Source organism: Streptomyces sp. NPDC046909, from assembly GCF_040644695.1.
Classification (GTDB): domain Bacteria; phylum Actinomycetota; class Actinomycetes; order Streptomycetales; family Streptomycetaceae; genus Streptomyces.
This window is the reverse complement of sequence record NZ_JBEYXC010000001.1, coordinates 237,491-260,085: the sequence shown is the minus strand read 5'-3', so window position 1 is coordinate 260,085 and position 22,595 is coordinate 237,491. Positions and strand designations below refer to the sequence as shown.

The window sequence follows — 22,595 nt, the reverse complement described above, 5'->3', positions numbered from 1 at the left end:
TCATGCAGATCGTGCGCAGGGCGCGCTCGAACGGATCGGGTGAATCGCCGACAGGTATAGTCCACTTCCCGCCAGCGGAGCAAGATCGAATGCAAGGTTGGCCATTGGTCTTTTCCGAGTTGAGACCTCGCGGAAATATGTGCGAGCTGTGCGGCGGGTGACGGAAATATGCTCGCCATTGCGCCCGAATGCCACACCCAACACCCTTGACATCGTTGACCACTTGGGTCACTACTGATCCTTGCGCATCGAAGCTGACAACGTTGTCCACGATGGCAGGGAGGGTGCTGGCCCATGCGGCACAGACGGTTCTCGGCGGTCGCCTTCTTGGCGGCCTTCGCTCTGGCGGCGAGCTCACAGGGGGTGGCGGCGCTACCGGAGGCCCCGGCGGCCGCCGACCGGGGGTTCGCCTCCTCCTTCGAGACGGACGATCCGCCGCCGGACTGGCTCAGCACCCCGGAGCGCGCCTCCGGGGTGGACGGCGGCTGGACCACCGGCATCCCCGGCAACATCACCGACGATGTCACGGACGTCCGCGCGAGCGCCGAGAACACCGACGGCGGCGAGGTGAAGGAACGCCTCGTCGACGGCGAGCCCGGCACCAAGTGGCTGGCCTTCGAGACCACCGGCTGGGTCGAGTTCGACTTCGACAACCCGGTCAGGATCGCCGCCTACGCGCTCACCTCGGCCAACGACTACGCCGAACGCGACCCGAAGGACTGGACCCTCAAGGGCTCGACGGACGGCAAGGACTGGAAGACCCTCGACACCCGCTCCGGGCAGGCGTTCGACGAACGGTTCCAGACGAAGTCGTACGACCTCACGGACCCGGCCGAGTACCAGCACTTCCGCCTGGACATCACCGCGAACAACGGCGCCCCCGGCATCCTCCAGCTCGCCGACGTACAGTTCTCGACGGGCGGCGGCGACGGCCCCGCGCCCCCGGACATGCTGTCGTTGGTCGACCGCGGCCCGAAGGGCTCCCCCACCGCGAAGGCGCGGGCCGGATTCACCGGCAAACGGGCGCTGCGGTATGCGGGACGGCACACGGCGGCCGGCCGGGCGTACTCGTACAACAAGGTCTACGACGTGAACGTGGCCGTCGGCCGGGACACCCGCCTCTCGTACCGCCTGTTCCCGTCGATGGCGGACGGCGACCGGGACTACGACGCCACGAACGTGGCGGTGGACCTCGCCTTCACGGACGGCACGTATCTGAGCGCCCTCGGCGCCGTCGACCAGCACGGCTTCGGGCTGTCGCCGCGGGCTCAGGGCGCCGCGAAGGTGCTCTACGTCAACCAGTGGAACGACGTGGTCTCGCGGATCGGGTCGGTGGCGTCCGGGAAGACCGTCGACCGGATCCTGGTGGCGTACGACTCCCCCGCGGGCCCGGCGAAGTTCCGGGGCTGGCTGGACGACGTACGGATCGAGCCGGTGGCACCCGAGAGACCGAAGGCCCATCTGTCCGACTACGCGCTGACGACCCGCGGCACCAACTCCAGCGGCGCCTTCTCGCGCGGCAACAACTTCCCCGCGACGGCCGTGCCCCATGGCTTCAACTTCTGGACGCCGGTGACCGACGCGGGATCGCTGAGCTGGCTGTACGACTACGCGCGGGCCAACAACGCAGACAACCTGCCGACGATCCAGGCGTTCAGCGCGAGCCATGAGCCGAGCCCCTGGATGGGCGACCGGCAGACCTTCCAGGTGATGCCCTCGGCGGCGACGGGGGTGCCGGACACCGGCCGCGAGGCGCGGGAGCTGGCCTTCCGGCACGAGAACGAGACCGCGCGGCCGTACTACTACGGGGTGCGGTTCGAGAACGGGCTCAAGGCGGAGATGGCGCCGACCGACCACGCGGCGGCGCTGCGCTTCACCTACCCCGGCGACCAGGCGAGCGTCCTGTTCGACAACGTGACGGACCAGGCGGGGCTGACGCTCGACAAGGAGAACGGGGTCGTCACCGGGTACTCGGACGTGAAGTCCGGGCTGTCGACGGGGGCGACCCGGCTGTTCGTGTACGGGAAGTTCGACGCGCCGGTCACGGACGGGGCCGTGGACGGGGTCAAGGGGTATCTGCGGTTCGACGCCTCCACCGTCACCCTGCGGCTCGCGACCTCGCTCATCAGCGTCGACCAGGCCGAGGACAACCTGCGCCAGGAGATCCCCGACGGGACGAGCTTCGGGGCGGTCAAGGCGGGGGCCCAGCGCCAGTGGGACCGGCTGCTCGGCAAGGTCGAGGTGGAGGGCGCGACGCCGGACCAGCTGACGACCCTGTACTCCAGCCTGTACCGGCTGTATCTGTACCCCAACTCCGGCTTCGAGAAGGTGGGTTCGACGTACCGGTACGCCTCACCCTTCTCACCGATGCCGGGTCCCGACACCCCCACGCACACTGGCGCGAAGATCGTCGACGGCAAGGTGTACGTCAACAACGGCTTCTGGGACACCTATCGGACGACCTGGCCGGCGTATTCGCTCCTGACGCCCTCTCAGGCGGGCGAGATGGTCGACGGGTTCGTGCAGCAGTACAAGGACGGCGGCTGGACCTCACGCTGGTCCTCCCCCGGCTACGCCGACCTGATGACCGGCACCTCCTCGGACGTCGCCTTCGCCGACGCGTATGTCAAGGGCGTCGACTTCGACGCGAAGTCGGCGTACGAGGCGGCGCTGAAGAACGCGACGGTCGTGCCGCCGATGTCGGGGGTCGGGCGGAAGGGGATGGAGACCTCCCCCTTCCTCGGCTACACGAGCACCGAGACGCACGAGGGCCTCTCCTGGGCGTTGGAGGGATACCTCAACGACTACGGCATCGCGCGGATGGGGCGGGCGCTGTACGAGAAGACGGGCGAGAAGCGGTACCGGGAGGAGTCGGAGTACTTCCTCAACCGGGCCCAGGACTATGTGCGGTTGTTCGATACCGAGGCCGGATTCTTCCAGGGGCGGGACCTGGCCGGTGACTGGCGCGTGGAGTCCTCGAAGTACGACCCCCGCGTGTGGGGCTACGACTACACCGAGACCAACGGCTGGGGGTACGCCTTCACCGCCCCGCAGGACAGCCGGGGCCTCGCCAACCTGTACGGCGGGCGGACCGGGCTCGCCGAGAAGCTCGACGCGTACTTCGGTACGCCGGAGACGGCCTCACCGGAGTTCGTCGGCTCGTACCCCGGGGTCATCCACGAGATGACGGAGGCACGGGACGTCCGGATGGGCATGTACGGGCACTCCAACCAGGTCGCCCACCACGTGAACTACATGTACGACGCGGCCGGGCAGCCGTGGAAGACCCAGCGGAACGTCCGGGAGGTGCTGTCGCGGCTGTACACCGGCAGCGCGATCGGACAGGGCTACCACGGCGACGAGGACAACGGCGAGCAGTCGGCGTGGTTCCTGTTCTCCGCGCTGGGCTTCTACCCGCTGGTGATGGGCAGTGGTGAGTACGCCGTCGGGTCACCGCTGTTCACCAAGGCGACCGTGCATCTGGAGAACGGGCGGGATCTCGTCGTCGAGGCGCCGAGGAACAGCGACCGCAATGTGTACGTCCAGGGGCTGAAGGTCAACGGGCGTACCTGGACGTCGACTTCGCTTCCGCATTCACTGATCGCCAAGGGCGGCACCCTGACCTTCGACATGGGGCCACGGCCCTCGTCGTGGGGCACGGGCAAGGACGCGGCGCCGACGTCGATCACCGAGGACGACAAGGTTCCGGCGCCTCGGGCGGATGTGTTGAAGGGGGAGGGTGAACTCTTCGACGATACGTCGGCCACTGAAGTGGCGGTTACCGCTGTCGAGTTGCCCGTCGCAAAGGGTGTGGAGGCGGCGCAGTACACGCTGACGTCGGGTGCGGACCACGCGAAGGCGCCCGGGGGCTGGACGCTCCAGGGGTCGTCCGACGGGACCACGTGGACGACGCTGGACGAGCGGTCCGGGGAATCCTTCGCCTGGGACAGACAGACACGCGCGTTCACGGTGGGGTCGCCGGGTACGTACGAGAGGTACCGCCTCGTACTGGACGGTGAGGCGGTGCTGTCCGAAGCCGAACTGCTCGCCTGAGCAGGTCCATTGGGAGGTCTTGTGCAGGGTGTCGATCCGGCGTGGCTGCCGCGTGAGGTGTTCCGGCCGATCGGCACCCGGCGGACGCTGCTCCGTGGTTCGGGTCCCCTGGTGGACACCGTGCACACCGAAGTGGCCGAAGCTTGTGAGCAGTTCGGGGGAAGCGTCTCGCGCGACGCATCCCCCGGACCGTACGACCCGCATGACCTGCTGCTGGAGCTGACCGGTGACGACGGCTCCGAGGGGTTCACCTTCCTACGGGAGGAGGGCCGGACGAAGGTGACCTCGTCCGGCCCTTCAGGCCTGCTGTACGGCCTGTTCCATGTCGTGCGGCTCGGCGAGGACGCGTTCCTGGGCGAGGCGCGGCGGGAGACCCACGGCCCCGCGCTGGGCCTGCGGATGCTGGACCACTGGGACAACGTGGCCGTGCACCCGGTCATGGGGCAGGTGGAGCGCGGGTACGCGGGCGGCTCACTGTTCTGGGAGGACGGGCGGGCGCGCGGGGACCTGGAGCGGGTGCGGGCGTACGGGCGGCTGCTCGCCTCCTGCGGGATCAACGCCCTGGCGGTGAACAACGTCAATGTGCACGAGACCGAGGCTCACCTGTTGACCGATCGGATCGGTGAAGTCGCCTTGCTGGCCGAGGCGTTCAGGGCGTACGGGATTCGCACGCATCTCTCGGTGAGCTTCGCCGCGCCGGTCGTGCTCGGCGGGCTCGCGACGGCCGATCCGCTCGACGAAGGGGTGCGGGCGTGGTGGGCCGAGGCCACCGGGCGGGTGTACGAGGCGATACCGGACTTCGGCGGGTACGTGGTGAAGGCCGACTCGGAGGGGCAGCCGGGGCCGTTCGCGTACGGTCGCACGCACGCCGACGGGGCGAACATGCTGGCGGCCGCGCTGGAGCCGTACGGCGGGACCGTGCACTGGCGGGCGTTCGTCTACGACCACCGCCAGGACTGGCGGGACCGGACGACGGACCGGGCCCGGGCCGCGTACGACCATTTCGTGCCGCTGGACGGGGAGTTCGCGGCGAACGCCGTGCTCCAGGTGAAGCACGGACCGATGGACTTCCAGGTGCGGGAGCCGGTGTCGCCGCTGATCGGCGCGATGCCGGGGACGCGGCTCGCGGTGGAGGTGCAGGCCACGCAGGAGTACACCGGGCAGCAGCGGCATGTGTGCTGGCTGGGACCGATGTGGAGCGAGGTGCTGCGGTTCCGGCCCTCGGATGCCGAAGAGGGGCCGTCCGTCGGGGAGTTGGCGCGGGGCGGACTGGTCGCCGTGTCCAATGTGGGTGACGATCCGTTCTGGACCGGGCATCCGCTGGCCCAGGCGAACCTCTACACCTTCGGGCGGCTGGCCTGGCAGCCGGACGCCGATCCGCTGGAGATCCTCGACGAGTGGATCCGGCTCGCCTTCCCCGACGCGGAGACACGGCTGGTGGAGGGGCTGCACGCCGTGCTCGACGGGTCCTGGTCGACGTACGAGAAGTACACCGCGCCGCTCGGGGTCGGGTTCATGGTGCAGCCGGGGCATCACTACGGGCCGAGTGTGGACGGGTACGAGTACAGCCCCTGGGGGACGTATCACTTCGCCGATCGGGACGGGATCGGGGTGGACCGGAGCCGGGGCACGGGGACCGGGTTCGCGGGGCAGTACGGCAAGGGGTGGGCCGAGGTGTACGAGTCCGTGGAGAGCTGCCCGGACGAGTTGCTGCTCTTCTTCCATCATGTGCCGTACCGGCATGTGCTGCGCGGCGGGAAGACGGTGATCCAGCACATCTACGACACGCACTTCGAGGGCGTGGCGGAGGTGGAGAAGGCCCGTGCGGTGTGGGACTCGCTGGCGGGTCTCGTCGACGCGGAGCGGTATGTGCGGGTGGTGGAGCGGTACGAGGAGCAGGTCCGCAGCGCGCGGGAGTGGCGGGATCAGGTCAACAGCTACTTCCTGCGGAAGTCCGGTGTGGGGGACGCCCACGGAAGGCGCATCCACTGAATCATCCACTGAATCCCAGCTGATGAATCTCGGCTGACAGATCGCGAACCTGGTGCTTATGATGCCGCCGATGAAGAACTTCTCCTCGTTCGGATTGGGGGAATCGTTCGCTCAGGGTGAGTGCTGATGACAGCTCACTTCGCGAACTCGATTCCGACCCGCCTGTTGATGTGGCAGCGCGTACGTGAGTACGCCGTGCCACTGTCCATGATCGAGACGGCCACCGCACGGCGTGCGGCCGGTGACTGGGCCGGCGCCTGTGCCGCCGCCCGGATCGACGTCGATCTCGATCTGCGCGCCGTGCGTCATCGCTACGGCAGTTCATTTGTCACGTCGTTGCGTGGGGATCTGCGTCGGTTGGCGCCGGATCTGCTGCGCTGGCACATGCCCCGGATCGCTCCCGACGGGCGGCTCCGGCCCGGTCTCACCGTTGCCTTGGCCCGGTATGCGGGTGCGCAGTTGGTCGTGCGGACGCCGCCGGCCTGGGCGGATGCCGGGCAGCGGATGACGCTGGGGCTGTGGGAGGAGTCCGGGGGCGGCGACGGCGGCACCGGGCACCATCCGCATCCTCATCCGCATCCCGACCGGCGCTTCCGGCTCGATCTGCATCGGCATCTGTGGGATGCCGGGCGGAGTGGGGAGTTGGCGCGGCGGTGCGTGGCCGTCGGGGTGGGCGAGCGGGGTGTTGACCTCGACTCCTCGTGGGCGGTGGGTGGTTGGGCCGCCGAAGCGGAACTGCTGTTGCGGGCGGAGGGGCGCTCTCGCGGGGCCTTCGCCGTGCGGCTCGGTACGCGCGAGCGGGCCGTGCTGGAACTTGTCGCCCCCGATGACAGTCATGTCCCGTCCTTCCGGCCGCTGTTGGAGGCACTGCCCCCGCAGGAGGTCGCCGCGCTGCCGGTGCTGCCCGATGCGGCGGCCCGGACCCTTCCGGATCTGGAGCTGATACGGGGTGGTCTGGTCAAGGTCGATGAGCTCCATCCTCTGGTCGCCGACGCGCTGAGGGCATGCGGGGTGGAGGGGCGCCCCGACTCGGGGGCGATGCCCGATTCCACCGTCGTGACAAGCGATCCGCACCGCGTCGAGTGCCGGGGCGAGGTCCATCGGATCGCGCTGCGGGACGGGGTGCTGACCGCCGTCGATCACGATCCGGCCCAACTGCACCGCGAGGAGCTGCTCGTGGCGCTCGGTGGGCCTCCGTTGCCCTGTCTGCGGGCGATCGACTCGGTGCACCGCAATCCGGAGGCGCTGCCGGCGGTCCGGGAGCGGCTCCGTCACGGTGACGTCGTCGGGGCGCTCGCCGTGGTCGAGGGGCTGCTCGGTTCGGCGGCGGTGCTGCGGGACGGGCCGCTCCGGGAGGAGTTGGAGACGGCCGCGGTTCGCCGTATCGAGCAGGGGCTGTTCCGGTCGGGGCTGGTCCCCGTGCATCCCGGTGCGGATTGCGCCGAGGGGCAGGGGGCGACGAGTCGGCGGCCGCGGCTGGATCGGCGTGTTCCTCCTGTGCTGCGCAGCAAGCGGAGCAGTCGGGCTCGGCCGCGCAGCGGTCAGTTCGCCTGATCACGCCCGGCCCTACCTCGCCTCCGGCTGCCCCCCTTTCAACTCCCGTGCCCTCAGGGCGCTTTCCGTCGTCTCCGGAACGGGTCGTGTCCCGTTCCCCTATACCCCTCAGGTGATGCCTATGTCTTCCAGCACGCTCCTGCCCGCCGAGTCCTCCCAACTCGCCCTCGCCTCCGACCTCCTGACCCTCCTTCGGACGACCACCACCGAACCCCGCCCCGACGACCAGCTCGAAGCGCTCACCCTGGCCGTCGCCGCCGATCTGCCCGTCCTGCTATGGGGTGAGCCGGGGATCGGGAAGACGGCGGCGTTGACGCAGCTCGCCGCCTCGCTCGACCTGCCGTTGACGACCGTGATCGCCAGTGTTCATGAGCCGACCGACTTCTCCGGGCTGCCGATCGTGGGCGACGACCCCGCGGTGCGGGGGGTGCCGATGGCGCCGCCGCAGTGGGCCGTGGAGTTGGTACGGGCGGGGCGGGGGCTGTTGTTCCTGGACGAGTTGTCCACCGCCACGCCGGCCGTGCAGGCCGCGCTGCTCCGGGTCGTGCTGGAGCGGAGGGTGGGGGCACTGCAACTCCCGCCGGGGGTAAGGATCGTGGCCGCCGCGAACCCGCGGGCGTCGGCGGCGGACGGGTGGGAGCTGAGTCCGCCGTTGGCCAACCGGTTCGTGCACCTGTACTGGGTGCACGACCAGGATGTGGTGGTGCGGGGGCTCGGCGGAGTCTGGCCGCGCGCTGAACTGCCCCGGTTGGAGCCGGAGTTGCTGCCGGACGCGGTGGCTTTCGCCCGGCGTGCGGTCTGCGGGTTCCTCCAGGCCCGGCCGACGCTGATCCACCGGCTGCCGAGCACGGAGACGCGGCGTGGCGGTGCCTGGCCCTCGCCCCGGAGCTGGGAGACGGCGTTGACCCTGCTCGCCTTCGGCACGGCGGCCGGAGTCTCCCGGGAGGTGCTCGCGCTGCTGGTGCGGGGTGCCGTAGGAGACGGTCCGGGGCTCGAACTCCTCGCCCACGTCGACCGGATGGACCTGCCGGACCCGGAGTTCCTCCTCGCCGATCCGGCCGGCGCCGAGCTCCCGGAGCGGGGCGATCTGCGGCAAGCCGCGCTGGAGGCGGTGGTCGCGGCGGTCGGCGCGCGGCCGGAGCGGGAGCGGTGGGAGGCGGGGTGGGCCGTACTGGTCCGCGCGCTGGAGACGGGCGCCCCGGACCTGCTGGTCGCCCCGGCCACAGCCCTGGCCGGGCTGCGGCGCGACGACTGGGAGGTGCCGGGTGCGGTGGAGCGGCTCGCGGGGGTGATCGGACTCGCCCGGGAGGCGGAACGGTCGGTGGGCCGGGCGACTGCGGCGGCCGCGGCGGGACGTGGGGCGGGGGTACGGCGATGAGCGGAGCCGCGAGAGGATCCAGTGGAGCCGGAGGAACCCGAGGTGTGCCGATGATGAGGCCGACGGCGGGAACAGGGAGCGGGCTGGTCGCAGGCCAGGCGGCGGGAGTCGGGAGCGGGCCAGTCACAAGCCAGGCGGCAGGAAACGGGGGCACCTCCGCGCGCCGACCCCGCCCGGTCCCCCACCCCATGCCCCCTCCCCCACCCCCACGCCCCGTACGCGCCACCGTCCCGGCCCCGCCCTCCGGACCGGCCACCCCCGACAACCCGCCCGGGCTCCCCCTGGACATGGAGAAGTTGCTGGCGGCCCGGCTGCACGCCGTGAAGGTGCGGCCCTACCTCGCCGCGGCCCTGTTCGCACTCCAGGTCGTGGAGGACCGGTCGATCCCGACGATGGCGGTCGACGCGCACTGGCGCTGCTACGTCTCCCCCGGCTTCGTGGCGCGCATGCCGGTGGAGGAGCTGGCGGGAGTGTGGGTGCACGAGGTGTCTCATCTGCTCCGGGACCACCACGGCCGGGGCGAGCGGTACGCGCGCGAGAACGAGGAGCACGGCCAGGGCGAAAGACTGCGGCGCAACATCGCCGCCGACTTCGAGATCAACGACGACATCTACGGCGACGGCCTGCCCCGGCCCGCCGGAGCCGTGCTCCCCTCGCTGCTGGGGCTGCCCGACGGCCTGCTGATGGAGGAGTATCTGCGGCGGTCGTCGATGTCCGGGCTCACCGCCGACCTCGCGTGGCTGGACTGCGGCAGCGGTGCCGACGGGCAGGAGCGGCCCTGGGAGTTGGGGGCGGACGGGGCGCACGGGCTCACCCGGCAGCAGCGGGACGCCGTACGGTTCCGGGTCGCCGAGGGGATCAAGGCGCGGCCGGGCGAGGCCCCGGAGGGGTGGCGCCGGTGGGCGGACGAGGCGTTCCAACCGCCGCAGCCGTGGCGGCAGTTGCTGGGCGCGGCGGTGCGTTCGGCGGCGGGTGCGCCGGGGGCCGGTGAGGATCACACGTACCGGCGTCCGTCCCGGCGCTCGGCCGGTGTCCCCGGGGTGCTGCTGCCCAGCCTGCGGCGTACTCCGCCCCGGGTCTGCGTGGTGATCGACACCTCCGCGTCGGTGAGCGATGCCGAACTGGGCTCCGCCCTGCTGGAGGTGGCGGCGATCTCGCGGGCGGTGGGCGGCAGGCGTGACCTGGTCTCGGTGATCTCCTGCGACGCGGCGGCCGGGGTCGCCGTACCGCTCTGCCGCGCCGAGGCCATCGAGCTGATCGGCGGTGGGGGCACGGACCTGCGCTCGGGTTTCGCGAGGGCCCTGCGTGCCCGGCCCCGCCCGGACGTGATCGTCGCCCTGACGGACGGCCAGACACCGTGGCCGTCCGCGCCGCCGCCCTGCCGTACGGTCGTCGGTCTCTTCCCGCGCCCGGGTGACGCCGTGAACGAACAGGACCCGGACTATGTCCCGGACACCCCACCGCCCTGGGCCCGTGTCGTCACCATCGGCTGAGGCGCAGAACCGCCACGCCCAGCGGGTCGAGGGTCAACGGCTCACCCTTCTCGGTCCGTTCACCGGTCAGCAGGTCCATCGCGGTCGTGTGGGCGATCAAGTGAGCTGGTTCGGGGCTGTGGTTGAGGAGGAAGAGAAGACGGCTGCCGTCGGGTGCGACCCGGGTGGCCGTCTCCACCCCCGGGTGTTCGGCGTACGGGCCGATCAGGTCGTGGCGGACCAGCACCCGCCGCACGACCTCGTCGACACCCCGCTGATCGAGGGCGGTCGCCACGTACCACCCCTCGCCCTCCCCGAAAGCGTTACGGGTCACGGCCGGGGTTCCCGCGTAGAAGTCCGAGCCGTATGTGGCGACCGCCTCCGCTCCGCTCAGCTGCACGATCTCGAAGACGAGGCGCGCCTGCGCACCCAACTCCGGCACGGGTTGGGCGAACTCCGGTTGCCGGGAGTCCCATTCGTCGACCCGCACCCCCATCAGGGGGGCCAGCGGCCCCGGGACGTCCGTCAGGAACGCCCGGTCGTGTTCGTCGCCGCGCCCCGAGAGGAAGGTGGTCAGCACCGTGCCGCCCCGTGCGGCGACCGCTTCGAGGCGGGTGGCGAGGTCGCCCTTGACCAGGTGCAGGACGGGGGCCAGGACCACGTCGTACGGGGTCAGGTCGGCGGTCTGCGGTACGACGTCCACGTCGGCGCCGGCCTCGCGGGCGGCCCGGTAGTAGGCGTGGAGCACCTCCTGGTACTTCACCAGCCGCGAGGGTCCGTCGGAGATCTCCAGGGCCCACCAGCTGTCCCAGTCGAAGACCAGTGCCGTACGGGCGGGGGTGCGGGCGCCGAGCGTGGCCGCGCCGAGCGTTTCCAACTCCCCTCCCAGTTCCGCCACTTCACGGAAGACTCGGGTGTCGTCGCGACCCGCGTGGCCGATGACCGCCCCGTGGTACTTCTCGCAGGCGCCCCGGGACGCGCGCATCTGGAAGTAGAGGGCGGCGTCGGCGCCGTGGGCGATCGCCTGGAAGGTGGCGAGCCTCAACTCACCTGGTCTGCGGAGGGGGTTGACGTCTCGGCAGGCCGTCGTGGACGGGGTCTGTTCCATCAGCCAGAAGGGGGCGCCGTCCTTCAGGCCGCGCATCAGGTCATGAGCGAGGGCGGGCCAGGTCGGCGGGGCGTCGAGGGGCGGGTAGCTGTCCCAGGATGCGAAGTCGAGGTGGGGTGCCCAGCGGTGGTAGTCGAGGGGGCGAAACATGCCCATGAAGTTGGTGGTGACGGGGGTGTCGGGGTCATGGGAGCGGATCGCCTCCTTCTCGGCGAGGAAGCAGCCGAGGAGGGCGTCGGTGGTGAAGCGGAAGTAGTCGAGGGTGAGGCCCTGGAAGGCGGTGTGGTCGGGGCCTCGCCAGTGTTCGGTGAGGGCGTTCGGGGGCTCGATCTCGGTCCAGTCGGTGTAGCGGTGGGACCAGAAGGTCGTCCACCAGGCGTCGTTGAGGGCGTCGAGCGAGTCGCCGTACTGTGCGCGCAGCCAGTCCCGGAAGGCCTGTGCGCACCGCTCGCAGTAACAGACGCCGCCGTACTCGTTGTTGATGTGCCAGGCGAGCAACGCCGGGTGGTGCGCGTACCGTTCGGCGAGCTTGGCGGCCATCGCTGTCGAGAGGCGGTGGTACGCCGGTGAGCTGGGGCAGAAGTTGTGGCGCTGGCCGTAGCGGTGGCGGCGGCCCTCGAAGTCGGTGCGGTTCACCTCGGGGTACTTCCTGGCCAGCCAGGGCGGGAGGGCGGCGGTGCCGGTGGCGAGGCAGACCTGGCGGCCCTCGGTGGCGGCGCGGTCGAGGATGCGGTCCAGGACGGTGAAGTCGTAGGTGTCCTCGGCGGGTTGGGTGAGCGACCAGGAGAAGACGCCGACGGTGAGGGTGTCGATTCCGGCCCGGGTGAAGAGCCGGTGGTCCTCGTCCCACACCTCCTCCGGCCATTGCTCGGGGTTGTAGTCACCGCCGTACCGGATCTTGCGGCTCATACGGTGAAGTCCTCCTGGGTCTCGGCGATCACCGCGCGGCTGCCGTGCAGCAGGGACAGCAGCAGCGGCGACGCCAGCAGGGCGGGCAGGGCCTCGGTGAGCAGGGCGGTGCCCGCGGCCGTCAGGACGAGCAGCGAGCCGGCGGCGAGGGTGGCGCGGCCGTGCCGGAACAGGAAGTACGCGGCGAGGCGGCCGGTGTCACGGGCGCGGAAGCTGAAGAGGGAGGTCAGCACGAGGGCGTGCGCTCCCCACAGGAGGGATCCCGCGCCGATCACCGCGAGCAGCGCCGCCCACCACCTGGGCAGGCCCGTCGCGGAGAAGTGGGTCAGTGTGAACGCGATGACCGTGAGCCAGGCGAGCAGGGGCGCCCAAAGCCTCAGTGCGGGAAGGGCGTTGAGCCGCCAGCCGCGCCAGTACGTGCGGGCCGGGTGCAGGTCGGTGAGGTCCCGGTCGCGGTGGTGGAGGGCGTAGAGGGCCGCGGAAAGAGCCGGGCCGAGCGGGAGCAGGCATACGGCGGCGAGGGGGAGGTTGGCCGGGTCGGTGCCCAGCAGGAGCAGGCCGGCCAGACCGGGTGCGGCGGCGACCAGGAGGAGCGCCTCGACGGTGACGAGGGTGTGGACGAGGGCGGCGGCGCGGGAGAGGGGGCCGATGCCGAAGGCGGTGGAGGAGGTGGGGGTCGGGGAGGTCATCGCGGCTCCTTTCTCAGCGGATCACCCGTTGTCCTTCTTGAACCGTTCGTACGCCTTGTTGTGGAGGTCGACGAGCTGCTGCATGTTCTTGGACTTCAACTCGGAGATGTGCTGGTCCCATTCGGACATCGGGCGCTTGCCGAGGACGAACTGGAGGGTGTTCTGGATGGCGGTGTCCTTGAGCGGGGTGTCCCAGAGGGTCGCCTGTTCCTGCTCGACGGACTGGAGGGGGTGGGCGGGGTCGATGGGGAGCTGGGTGCGCTGGGCCATGGCGTCCTGGAACTTCTTCTCGTCCGGGCTGAAGTTGGAGGAGACCAGGGCCCAGCTGCCGCCGTAGGTGAAGACGCCGTTGAAGAAGCCGAAGTCCTTCTGGAGGTCCTTGGGGGCGTCCGGGTCGGAGCCCATGAGGGAGATGCCGGGCTTCAGTCGGAACTGGTCGCCGGTCCTGGTGTAGGTCTGGCCCTCGACGCCCCACTTGCAGAAGGTCTGGCCCTCGTCGGAGTACCAGAGCCAGTCCACGAACTGCATCATCGCGACGAAGGTGTCGTTCTTGAGGGCCTTGCTGGAGACCATGATGCCGTTCTCCAGACGAGCCCCGCCGAGCACGACCGGACCGGCCGGGCCGAGCGGGACCGGGACCATCTCGATCTTGGCGCCCTTGACCTGCTTCTCCAGGTTGTAGCGGTAGTCCTGGACCAGGACCTGCGGATTGGCGCTGATCACATAGGACTTCTCGGCGAGCAGCTTCTGAAGGGCCTGGTCGTCCTGCTGGGTGAAGCTCTCCGGGTCGAGGAGTTTCTCGGCAACGAGCTTTCTCATGAACTCGACCATCTGGCGGTAGGCGTCCGTCGTCGCGGTGAAGACGAACTTCTTCGCCGAGCCGTCGAAGCTGATGTTGTCGTAGGCCCAGCCCGCCTTCACGCCGTACGCCTGGCCGAGGTACTGGAACAACGCCCCGCACGGGAAGGGGGAGTTGGTGCTCCAGCGGTCGCTCCACGGGTACTTGTCGGGGTACTCCGACTTGAGGGCCTTGAGGACGTCGTACACCTGGTCCCAGGTCTCCGGCAGGGTCAGGCCGAGCTTTTCGAGGGTGTCCGTGCGGAAGGACAGCGAGTAGCCGGACTTGACCTTCTCGTGCAGGCCGGGCAGGAGGTAGTACTTGCCGTCGGACTGGCGTATGGAGTCCAGCTCGGGTTCGAGCTGCCACTTCTTCACCTTGGCCTGGTAGTTGGGCATCAGGTGGACGTACTCGCTGACCGGGAGGATCGCGCCGGAGGCCACGAAGGGGACCTCGCCCGGGTGGTAGGTCTTGGGGATGAGGAAGGGGGCGTCGCCCGCGCCGATGAGGACGCTGCGCTTCTTCTCGTAGTCGGCGAGCGGAACGTCGAGGGGCTTGAGGGTGATGCCGGTGCGCCGGGTGACCTCCTTCCAGAACAGCCAGCTGCTCTTCATCGGGTAGACCGGGTTGTCGTTGTGCAGCATGGAGAAGGACAGCGGCTTCGCGGCCTTGAACCGCTGGCCGGCGCGGTACTCCTTCATGGCGCCGTTCTGCTTCTTGGAGAGGTCCTTGCCGTCCCCGCCGTCGTCGCCGCTGCCGCAGCCGGTGAGGACGGCGAGTCCGGTGAAGCCCGCGGCGGCCAGGATCTGACGCCGCGACAGCTGTCCTTCGTTCATCACGGATACTCCCTTGTTCCGTAAGTGAATTGATCGAGCGTCAGGCCGCGCGCCCGTCAGCCCTTGACCGCGCCGAGCATCACGCCCGAGACGAAGTAGCGCTGGACGAACGGGTACACGCAGATGATCGGCAGCGCGGTGAGCACGATGGTCACCGCCTGGATGTTCGCCCCGACCTGACTGAGCTGTTCGGTGCCGGCTCCGGCGTTGGAGCCCCCGGTGGCGCCCTGGATGAGGTTGCGCAGATAGACGGTGACCGGCATCAGATCGGAGCTGTCCATGTAGAGGAACGCGCTGAACCAGGAGTTCCAGAAGGACACCGAGTAGAAGAGCACCATCGTCGCGACGACCGCCTTGGACAGCGGCAGCACGATCCTGAGCAGGATGCCGTAGGTGCTCAGCCCGTCGATCTGCGCGGCCTCCTCCAGTTCGCTCGGCAGGCTCTCGAAGAACGCCTTCATCACCAGCAGGTTGAAGACGCTGATCGCGTTGGGCAGCGCGATCGCCCACACGCTGTTCTTCAGTCCGAGGCTGGTGATCAGGACGTACTGCGGGATCAGACCGCCGGTGAAGAACATGGTGAACACGGCGACACCGACGAGCGCGGTACGCCCCTTGAGGTTCTTCTTCGACAGGACGTACGCGTAACAGGTCGTCAGAACCATGGCCACGGCGGTCGATACGACCGTGTAGAAGACGGTGTTGCCGTAGTTCCGCCAGAACATCGAGTCCTGGAACACGATCTTGTACGTGGTGAGGTTGAACCCCTTGGGCCACAAGGTGACTTCACCGGCCCGGATCTGGCGTTCCCCGCTGAAGGAGCGGGCGATGATGTTGACGAAGGGGTACAGCGTCACCAGCACCACAACGGTGAGGACCACCCCGTTGACGCCCTGGAACACCCGGTAGGAACGGCTCGGCTTCACCACAGGCTGGTCCCCACTGTGCGGCGCGAGAGCTGGTTGGCGGAGGTGATCAGCACCAGGCCGATGATCGCCTCGAACAGTCCGATGGCGGCGGCGTAGCTGAAGCTGCTGGACTCCACACCGGTCCGGTAGACGTAGGTGGAGATCACGTCGGCGGTCGGGTAGGTCAGCGCGTTGTACAGCAGCAGGACCTTCTCGAAGCCGACCGCCATGAACGTGCCGATGTTGAGGATCAGCAGGGTGATCATGGTGGGGCGGATGCCGGGCAGGGTGACGTGCCAGATCTGCTGCCAGCGGTTGGCGCCGTCGATGCGGGCGGCCTCGTACAGGTCCTCGTCGATGGTGGTGAGGGCGGCGAGGTAGAGGATCGTGCCCCAGCCGGCGGTCTGCCAGATCTCGGAGCCGACGTAGATCGTGCGGAACCACTCGGGTTCCTGGATGAACCGGATCGGGTCGTGGCCGAACCAGCCCAGGACATGGTTGACCGGGCCGTCGGAGGCGAGCATCTGGAGGGTGATACCGGCGACGATCACCATCGACAGGAAGTGCGGGAGATACGACACCGACTGCACGAACCGCTTCAGCGAACGCCGGCGCACCTCGTTGAGGAGCAGGGCGAGCACGATCGGGATCGGGAAGCAGAAGACGAGGGTGAGTCCGCCGATCCAGAGGGTGTTGCGGAACACCTGCCAGAACGTGGGGTCGTTGAAGAACATCTCGACATAGCGCAGGCCCACCCACTGCTCGCCGAAGATCGAGCCGCCGGGCTCGAAGCGCCGGAACGCGATGACGTTGCCGAGCATCGGCAGATAGCGGAAGACCAGGAAGAACAGCAGCGGAAGCAGCGCCAGCGAATACAGCTGCCAGTCGCGGCGCAGCGCCCGTCTCCAGGTCGTCCGCGCGGACGGCGCCTTCGGCGGGGCGGGCGCGGGCGGGTTCTGGACGCCGGGCGGAGCGGCCGACTTGGTGGAGGTGCTCATGCTCGGTCCTCTCAGGAGGGGAGGAGGTGAACCGAAACTTTCGAGCTCTTACCGGTAACTTCGCGGCAACTTAAAGGCACCTAGAAAGCGCTGTCAATGGGTGCAGCAGCGCGCTTTTGAGGCGGGCATGGGGAGTTGAAGCGGTCTGCGCACGGGGTAGAACCCGGACGACCGGCGCAGTAATCTCCGCAAGTTTCCTTGTTCCGACCGACTCCTGCGAGGTTCCCCGTGCCCGCGTTCGACCTGCCGCTGACGGAACTCGTGCACCACCGCCCCCTGCCCGAAGAGCCCACCGACTTCGACGAGTTCTGGAGCGAGACCCTCAAAGAGGCAGCCCAGGAGGAGGTGTTGGTGTCGTTGCGCCCGGTGGAGACCGGCCTGCGCCTGACGGACACCTGGGACGTCACCTTCCGGGGCTTCGCGGGCGACCCGGTGCGCGCCTGGTTCAGCAGACCGGCGGGCGCCCCCGAACCCCTCCCCGCGGTCGTCGAGTTCGCGGGCTACGGCCGCGGCCGAGGCCTCCCCCACGAACGCCTGACCTGGGTGAACGCCGGATACGCCCACCTCCTGATGGACAACCGGGGCCAGGGCGACCAGTACGGCAACGGCGGCGCCACCCCGGACCCGCACGCGACGGCCCCGGGCGGCCCGGGCCCGGCGGTCCGCGGCCTGCTCTCCCCCCGCGACTACCACTACCGGCGCCTCATCACGGACGCGGTACGCGCGGTGACGGCGGTCCGCGCACTGCCGGGCGTCGACGCCGGACGCGTGGCGGCGGCCGGAAACAGCCAGGGCGGCGGCCTCGCCCTCGCGGTCGCCGGCCTGGTCCCGGACCTGACGGCGGCCCTGGTCACCGCCCCGTTCCTGTGCGGCATCCGCCGCGCCCTGGACCTCACCGACGCGAGCCCGTACGGCGAGATCTCGGCGTATCTCTCGGTCCACCGCGGCGCCGAGGAACCCGCCTACCGCACCCTCGCCTACATGGAGGGCATCTCCTTCGCCCGCCGCGCCCACGCCCCCGCCCACTTCGGCGTCGGCCTGCGCGACACGGTCTGCCCGCCGAGCGGGGCGTACGCCGCGTTCAACCGGTATGGGGAGCTGTCCGGCGCCGACCCGCGCACGGAGATCCACGCCTATCCGTACAACGGCCACGAGGGTGGGGACGCGGTGCAGGTGCGGCGCCAACTGGACTGGCTGGCGGGGCAGTTCAACCGGTCGCCAGAGTGAAGACATGGAGAGCAGACTCGTCCGGCAGCCGTACGCTCGCGATGCGCTTCCCGTCCGGGGCGGTGAACGGCCTGGTGCCGAAGACGTACGTGGCGACCGGATCCTTCCCCGCCCCCGCGATGTTCCGGTACGCGGCCTTGGCGACGACCTCGTTGCCGTACTGGACGCTGCCGCCGCCCCCGTCGAGGGTCCAGTCGGTGAAGGAGAGGGGGATCGAGTCGGTGGTGCCGTCGGTGTAGGTGACGGTGGCCTTGGACTGCCGGCCGCCGAAGACCGCACTGCCGACGAAGGACAACTGCCGTACAGGCTCGACCAGTTGCAGGGTCTGGCCGGTGGCGGAGGCGTTGTCCGGGCGCCCGCTCGGTGAGTCGGGCCAGGTGAAGGCCAGGCCCGCGGATGTCCCCCGGCCGCCTGGGCTCAGGCCCGCCGCACTGAGCGCCTGCCGGGAGTAGCTCCAGCCGCCGCCGTCGAAGTCGGCCTCCGTGTGGTCGCCGGAGTCGTCCGAGATGCCGGTGGTGTTGTAGGCGGCGAGGAGGGTGCCGGGGGCGGCGACGGTGAGGGCGACGGGTTGGGCGTACGAAGGGACGGCGACCTGGACGTCGTAGAAGCCCTGCTTGATGCCCCTGTCGGCGGTCAGCACGATCTCCTGTGTCCCCTCGACGACCTTGCCCTCGGCGGGAGTTGCCGTGATGCCCTCGGGCGTCTCCACCCGGAAGCGCACGTCCTCGCGCCCGCTCATCGCCAGGGCCTTGATGCCGAGCCTGGTGCTGCCACCGGGTGCGAGCGTCGCCGTGGTCGGGCCGACGCCGATCTGGTACGGCTGCTCGCCCTCGCGGAAGGAGGGCGGGGCGTCCTCCGGGGCGGTGCCCCAGGCCGGGTCCGGCGGGGTGGCGGAGAGGGTGTAGTCGAGCCGTCCGCCGTCCCGGACGAAGGCGGCGGGCAGCCAAGGGCGTGCTGTCGTGGTGCCGTTGAGCTTCAGGTCGTGGATGTACGGCGATCCGCCGGCGGCGCCCTCCGCGGTGATGGAGATGCCGTTGCCGTCCGGGCGGTCGATCTCGATCCGGGGGAACAGGGGTGAGGCGAGGACGAGTTCGGCGCGGGAGGGGACCTGGGGGTACATGCCGAGCGCGGAGAAGACGTACCAGGACGACATCGCGCCGAGGTCGTCGTTGCCGGGGATGCCGCCCGGCCGGGTCGACCAGAGGTGCCGCATCGCGGCCCGTACGGTCTCCTGCGTCCTGGCGGGAGCACCCGCGTAGGCGTACAGGTAGGGGACGTTGATCGAGGGCTCGTTGTCCAGCTCGGACTTCTCGCCGCCGCTGCCGGTGAGGGCCCAACTACCGTCGGCCTTATGGAAGAAGGCGTCGAGGCGGGCCAGCGCTCTGCCCTTGCCGCCCATCGCGGCGAAGAGCCCGGCGGGGTTGTGCTGGACCATCCAGGTGTACTGGGCCGCCGTACCCTCGACGAATCCGTTGCCGGTGGCCGGGGTGAAGCCGGGGACCCAGCTGCCGTCGGCGGCGCGGTTGGCGATGTAGCCGCCGTCGGGGTGGGCGGCGAGGTTGAAGTTGTTCTGCCACCACTGGGCGCGGCGGCTGAAGTCGGCCGCCGTGTCCTTCTCCCCTGCGGCCGCGGCGAGTTGGGAGAGGGCGAAGTCGGCACCGGACATCTCCAGGGTCTCGGCGGCGCCGCCCCAGGCGTTGGAGACGGACGGCATGTAGTGGTGCTTCAAGTACAGGTCGAGGGAGGGGCGTTGGCCCACGGACAGCACCGGTCTCCCGGCGGGCGACAGGTCCGCCGCCGTCGGGACGGTCGCCGCCTTCACCAGTGAGGCGAGTGCTCCGCGCAGGTCGAAGTCCGTGCCGCCGAAGGCGTGGATGCCGGCCAGGGCGACGGCCGAGGGGTCCCCGTTCATGACGTGGGTGCCGCTCGCGCCGTGCAGCCACCGGTCCCAGATGCCGCCGTTCTGCTGGGCCAGTTCGTAGAGGGACTGGGCGATGTCGGAGCCGGTCTCCGGCTCCAGCAGGGTGAGGAGTTGCACCTGGTCGCGGTAGACGTCCCAGCCGGAGAAGGTGCCGTACTGGGCCCGGCGGGCGGTGGTGTGGGGGTCGCCGTCGGGGCCGCGGTACCGGCCGTCGGTGTCGCTGATGACGTTCGGGTGGAGGAGGGAGTGGTAGAGCGCGGTGTAGAAGGTGGTGCGCTCGGTGTCCGTGCCGCCGCCGACCCGGATCGCGTCGAGGCGGTCGCGCCAGGCGCCGCGGGCGGCTTCCCGGACGTCGTCGAAGGTGCGGTCCGGCGGGTTCTCGGCCGCGAGGTTCGCCTCGGCGCCGGCGCGGTCGACGTAGGAGATGCCGACCTTGACGTTCACCGGTCCGGCGCCGGGCTCGAACTCGACGTACCCGCCCGCGCCCTTGCCCGCGACGGGCCGCCCGGCGTTGGCGAACCCGCCGGTGCCGCCGGAGGCTTGACGGGATCCGGGAGTAAGCCGGTCGTCCTGCCAGGTACCGGTCGCCTTGAAGTCACGGTCGAAGCGGGCGGTGAAGTGGAGGGTGTAGTAGGCGCGTTGCCCCTCCGGGTCGATGTGGCCGCAGAAGTTGCCGGAGGTGACCGAGCCGGAGACGGTCCGGGTGGCCGGATCGATGTCGATGCGCGAATCGGTCGAGCCCACCTCGGAGTTGGCGGTACGGATCAGCAGCGAGGCGGGCTTGCCGTCCGGGTAGGTGAAGCGCGCCGAGCCGGTGCGGGTGGTCGCCGTGAGGTCGGCGGTGACACCGGAGGCGAGGGCGACCTTGTAATGGCCGGGCTCGGCGGTCTCGTCGGCGTGGGTGAAGTCGGCGGCGTACACCGCGTCCTTCGTGTCGCTCGCGGGCGAGGAGGTGACCTCACCGGCGTACGGGAAGAACGGGATGTCACCGCTGCCGCCCGCGCAGCCGGTGCCCGACATGTGCGTGAGGCTGAAGCCCCGGACGCGGGTGGCGCCGAAGTGATAGCCGCCGGGCGCGGCGGTGCGGGTGGCGTCGCCCCAGGTGTTCTCGGGGCTCCAGGAGAGCATGCCGAAGGGGGTGACGGCGCCGGGGAAGACATTGCCGCCGTTCCTGGTGCCGATGAGGGGGTCGACGTACGGGGTGGGGTCGTCGACGAGTTCGGGCGGGGCCGCGGGGGCGGTGGCGGTGGGGGCCGTGAGGGTGACGCCGGTGAGGGCGAGGGCGGCGGCGAGGATCAGGGACTTCACGTGCGTCAGCCGTACCACGGGGCGGCACGGGTGGTGGCTCGACCACGCGGGTGCGCCACCCGAACGGCCCAGGACCAACTCGCTTGACTTCGGCATCCGTTGACACGATAGAGTGAGGTTTAGACCACTCGACAACGTTGTCCGGCAACGCACTGTCACCGCGGGTCATGACCACAGACCAACCACAGACCAACCAACACCCGGGCAGGGACTCCCCCTTCGTCTGCCCGGCTCGCGGACCCGGTGGGGGTGTCCACCGGGTCCGCACGGAGGGGGCTCGCTCAGCCGACCCGGCAGGGCAGGGTCGTGGCCGTATCCCCACCCGAGCCGGAGACGACGTATCCGAACGTCGTGCTCTGCCCCGGACTGAGGGAGCCGTTCCAGTCGGCGTTGTGGACCATCACGTCCTGGCCGGTGTAGGTCGCGTTGCCGTTCCAGAGGCTGTTCACCGTCTGGCCGGTCGGGAGCGTCCAGTCGACCATCCAGCCGAGCATCGGAACGTCGCCGGAGTTCGTGACGGTCACCTCGGACTGGTAGCCGCCGTTCCAACTGCCCGTCGTCTTGCGGGTGGCGGTGCAGGTGCCCGGTACCGGGTCGGTCGGGTTGCCCGGCTCGTGGATGCCGGTGACCTCGCCGTTGCCGCCGTCGAAGACGACGTCGGAGCAGGAGTAGAAGGTCTCCGCGCTGTCCGAGCGCTGCCAGACCATGTAGATGATGTGGCGGCCCGACTTGTTCGAAGGAAGCTGCCCGGTCCAGGAGTAGTTGGCCTCGACCGTGCCCGGGGTGCCGTTGAGCGGCGGGTGGTCGACGGAGAGGAAGGGCTGGTCCTCGATGTCGTTCCAGGTGAGGGTCTTGGTCGGGTCGAAGCCGTCCTTGGTGACGTAGACGTAGAACCAACCCGGGTGCGCGGCCCAAGCGTTGTAGGAGAAGTCGACGGTCGCGCCCGAGGTGAGGTGGGTCAACGGCCAGTCGTTGCGCGGGGCGTTGAAGCCGGTGAAGTTGGTGTTGCCGCCGCTGCACAGCTGTCCGTCCGGCACGAAGCCGCGGGTGCGGCCGGCGCCGTCCGAGCGAAGTACGGAGAACCAGTTGTAGAAGGGGGTCGTACCGCTGACCGCCTGCGCGTTCTTGCAGGCCGGGTTGACCGGCTTGATCTCACCGGTGTCGGTCAGACCGTCCTGCCAGCACAGGAAGGTGCGGCTGCCGGGCTTCATGGGCGTGCCGTGTGCCTCCGCCTGGCCGCCGGCCGTCATGACCAGGGCGACGGCGGGAATCGTGGCGAGGAGGCTGACCAGGACGAGGAAGAGGGCTCTGGCGCGGGTGGGGAGAGCGAGGAGGGAGGGGAGGGCTAATCGGCGCCCCGGGGACGCCGATGACTTTGTCAGGATCATGACAGTCCAGTCCGTT

13 protein-coding genes are annotated in these 22,595 nt (G+C 69.9%); 6 read left to right on the top strand and 7 right to left on the bottom strand.

Going from position 1 to position 22,595, the window contains the following annotated elements; genetic code table 11:
• Positions 1–294 precede the first annotated feature (294 nt).
• From ABZ928_RS01100 to ABZ928_RS01080, 5 genes are all read left to right on the top strand, one after another.
• Positions 295–4,053 carry a GH92 family glycosyl hydrolase gene (locus ABZ928_RS01100; RefSeq protein ID WP_361514342.1) on the top strand — a complete coding sequence of 1,253 codons (3,759 nt, stop codon included), beginning with the start codon at positions 295–297 and terminating at the stop codon, positions 4,051–4,053.
• Positions 4,054–4,074: 21 nt separating this feature from the next.
• Complete coding sequence (locus ABZ928_RS01095; RefSeq protein ID WP_361514341.1) at positions 4,075–6,045, top strand: alpha-glucuronidase; 1,971 nt, start codon at positions 4,075–4,077, stop codon at positions 6,043–6,045.
• 126 nt (positions 6,046–6,171) lie between these two features.
• Positions 6,172–7,599: a hypothetical protein gene (locus tag ABZ928_RS01090; protein WP_361514340.1), complete on the top strand. Its 1,428-nt coding sequence runs from the start codon at positions 6,172–6,174 to the stop codon at positions 7,597–7,599.
• 121 nt (positions 7,600–7,720) lie between these two features.
• Positions 7,721–8,977 carry a MoxR family ATPase gene (locus ABZ928_RS01085; RefSeq protein ID WP_361514339.1) on the top strand — a complete coding sequence of 419 codons (1,257 nt, stop codon included), beginning with the start codon at positions 7,721–7,723 and terminating at the stop codon, positions 8,975–8,977.
• Between the two features lie 287 nt (positions 8,978–9,264).
• Positions 9,265–10,470: a VWA-like domain-containing protein gene (locus tag ABZ928_RS01080; protein ID WP_361514903.1), complete on the top strand. Its 1,206-nt coding sequence runs from the start codon at positions 9,265–9,267 to the stop codon at positions 10,468–10,470.
• Here ABZ928_RS01080 and ABZ928_RS01075 read toward each other — a convergent pair.
• From ABZ928_RS01075 to ABZ928_RS01055, 5 genes are read right to left on the bottom strand one after another with little or no spacing between them, the layout of a single operon-like run.
• The gene (locus ABZ928_RS01075; RefSeq protein WP_361514338.1) at positions 10,457–12,466 is read right to left on the bottom strand and encodes a beta-galactosidase; all 2,010 of its coding nucleotides are present in this window, start codon (positions 12,464–12,466) and stop codon (positions 10,457–10,459) included. The genes ABZ928_RS01080 and ABZ928_RS01075 overlap by 14 nt on opposite strands.
• Complete coding sequence (locus tag ABZ928_RS01070) at positions 12,463–13,155, bottom strand: hypothetical protein (protein ID WP_361514337.1); 693 nt, start codon at positions 13,153–13,155, stop codon at positions 12,463–12,465. Before ABZ928_RS01070 ends, ABZ928_RS01075 begins: the two co-directional genes overlap by 4 nt.
• A 21-nt stretch (positions 13,156–13,176) precedes the next feature.
• On the bottom strand, positions 13,177–14,832 hold the full coding sequence (locus ABZ928_RS01065; RefSeq protein WP_361514336.1) for an extracellular solute-binding protein: 1,656 nt from the start codon (positions 14,830–14,832) through the stop codon (positions 13,177–13,179).
• Positions 14,833–14,885: 53 nt separating this feature from the next.
• The gene (locus ABZ928_RS01060) at positions 14,886–15,758 is read right to left on the bottom strand and encodes a carbohydrate ABC transporter permease (RefSeq protein WP_361514335.1); all 873 of its coding nucleotides are present in this window, start codon (positions 15,756–15,758) and stop codon (positions 14,886–14,888) included.
• Positions 15,752–16,735 (bottom strand): ABC transporter permease subunit, encoded by a 984-nt coding sequence (locus tag ABZ928_RS01055; protein ID WP_361514334.1) that lies wholly within the window; start codon positions 16,733–16,735, stop codon positions 15,752–15,754. Before ABZ928_RS01055 ends, ABZ928_RS01060 begins: the two co-directional genes overlap by 7 nt.
• A gap of 228 nt (positions 16,736–16,963) precedes the next feature.
• On the opposite strand from ABZ928_RS01055, the gene ABZ928_RS01050 reads away from it, so the two are divergent.
• The gene (locus ABZ928_RS01050) at positions 16,964–17,962 is read left to right on the top strand and encodes an acetylxylan esterase (RefSeq protein WP_361514333.1); all 999 of its coding nucleotides are present in this window, start codon (positions 16,964–16,966) and stop codon (positions 17,960–17,962) included.
• On the opposite strand, the gene ABZ928_RS01045 is transcribed toward ABZ928_RS01050, so the two are convergent.
• Positions 17,943–21,287, bottom strand: a complete 3,345-nt coding sequence (locus ABZ928_RS01045; RefSeq protein ID WP_361514332.1) for a GH92 family glycosyl hydrolase — start codon at positions 21,285–21,287, stop codon at positions 17,943–17,945. The two genes, ABZ928_RS01050 and ABZ928_RS01045, sit on opposite strands and share 20 nt — an antisense overlap.
• Positions 21,288–21,472: 185 nt before the next feature.
• Entirely contained in the window at positions 21,473–22,579 is a 1,107-nt protein-coding gene (locus ABZ928_RS01040) for a lytic polysaccharide monooxygenase (RefSeq protein WP_361514331.1), read from the bottom strand.
• Between the last annotated feature and the right edge of the window lie 16 nt (positions 22,580–22,595).

Excerpts from the sequence above, each read along its gene's own strand:
- ABZ928_RS01100 (WP_361514342.1), top strand. The coding sequence starts at position 295 with ATGCGGCACAGACGGTTCTCGGCGGTCGCCTTCTTGGCGGCCTTCGCT.
- ABZ928_RS01070 (WP_361514337.1), bottom strand. The coding sequence starts at position 13,155 with ATGACCTCCCCGACCCCCACCTCCTCCACCGCCTTCGGCATCGGCCCC.
- ABZ928_RS01080 (WP_361514903.1), top strand. The coding sequence starts at position 9,265 with ATGGAGAAGTTGCTGGCGGCCCGGCTGCACGCCGTGAAGGTGCGGCCC.
- ABZ928_RS01045 (WP_361514332.1), bottom strand. The coding sequence starts at position 21,287 with ATGCCGAAGTCAAGCGAGTTGGTCCTGGGCCGTTCGGGTGGCGCACCC.
- ABZ928_RS01075 (WP_361514338.1), bottom strand. The coding sequence starts at position 12,466 with ATGAGCCGCAAGATCCGGTACGGCGGTGACTACAACCCCGAGCAATGG.
- ABZ928_RS01090 (WP_361514340.1), top strand. The coding sequence starts at position 6,172 with ATGACAGCTCACTTCGCGAACTCGATTCCGACCCGCCTGTTGATGTGG.
- ABZ928_RS01040 (WP_361514331.1), bottom strand. The coding sequence starts at position 22,579 with ATGATCCTGACAAAGTCATCGGCGTCCCCGGGGCGCCGATTAGCCCTC.
- ABZ928_RS01055 (WP_361514334.1), bottom strand. The coding sequence starts at position 16,735 with ATGAGCACCTCCACCAAGTCGGCCGCTCCGCCCGGCGTCCAGAACCCG.
- ABZ928_RS01085 (WP_361514339.1), top strand. The coding sequence starts at position 7,721 with ATGTCTTCCAGCACGCTCCTGCCCGCCGAGTCCTCCCAACTCGCCCTC.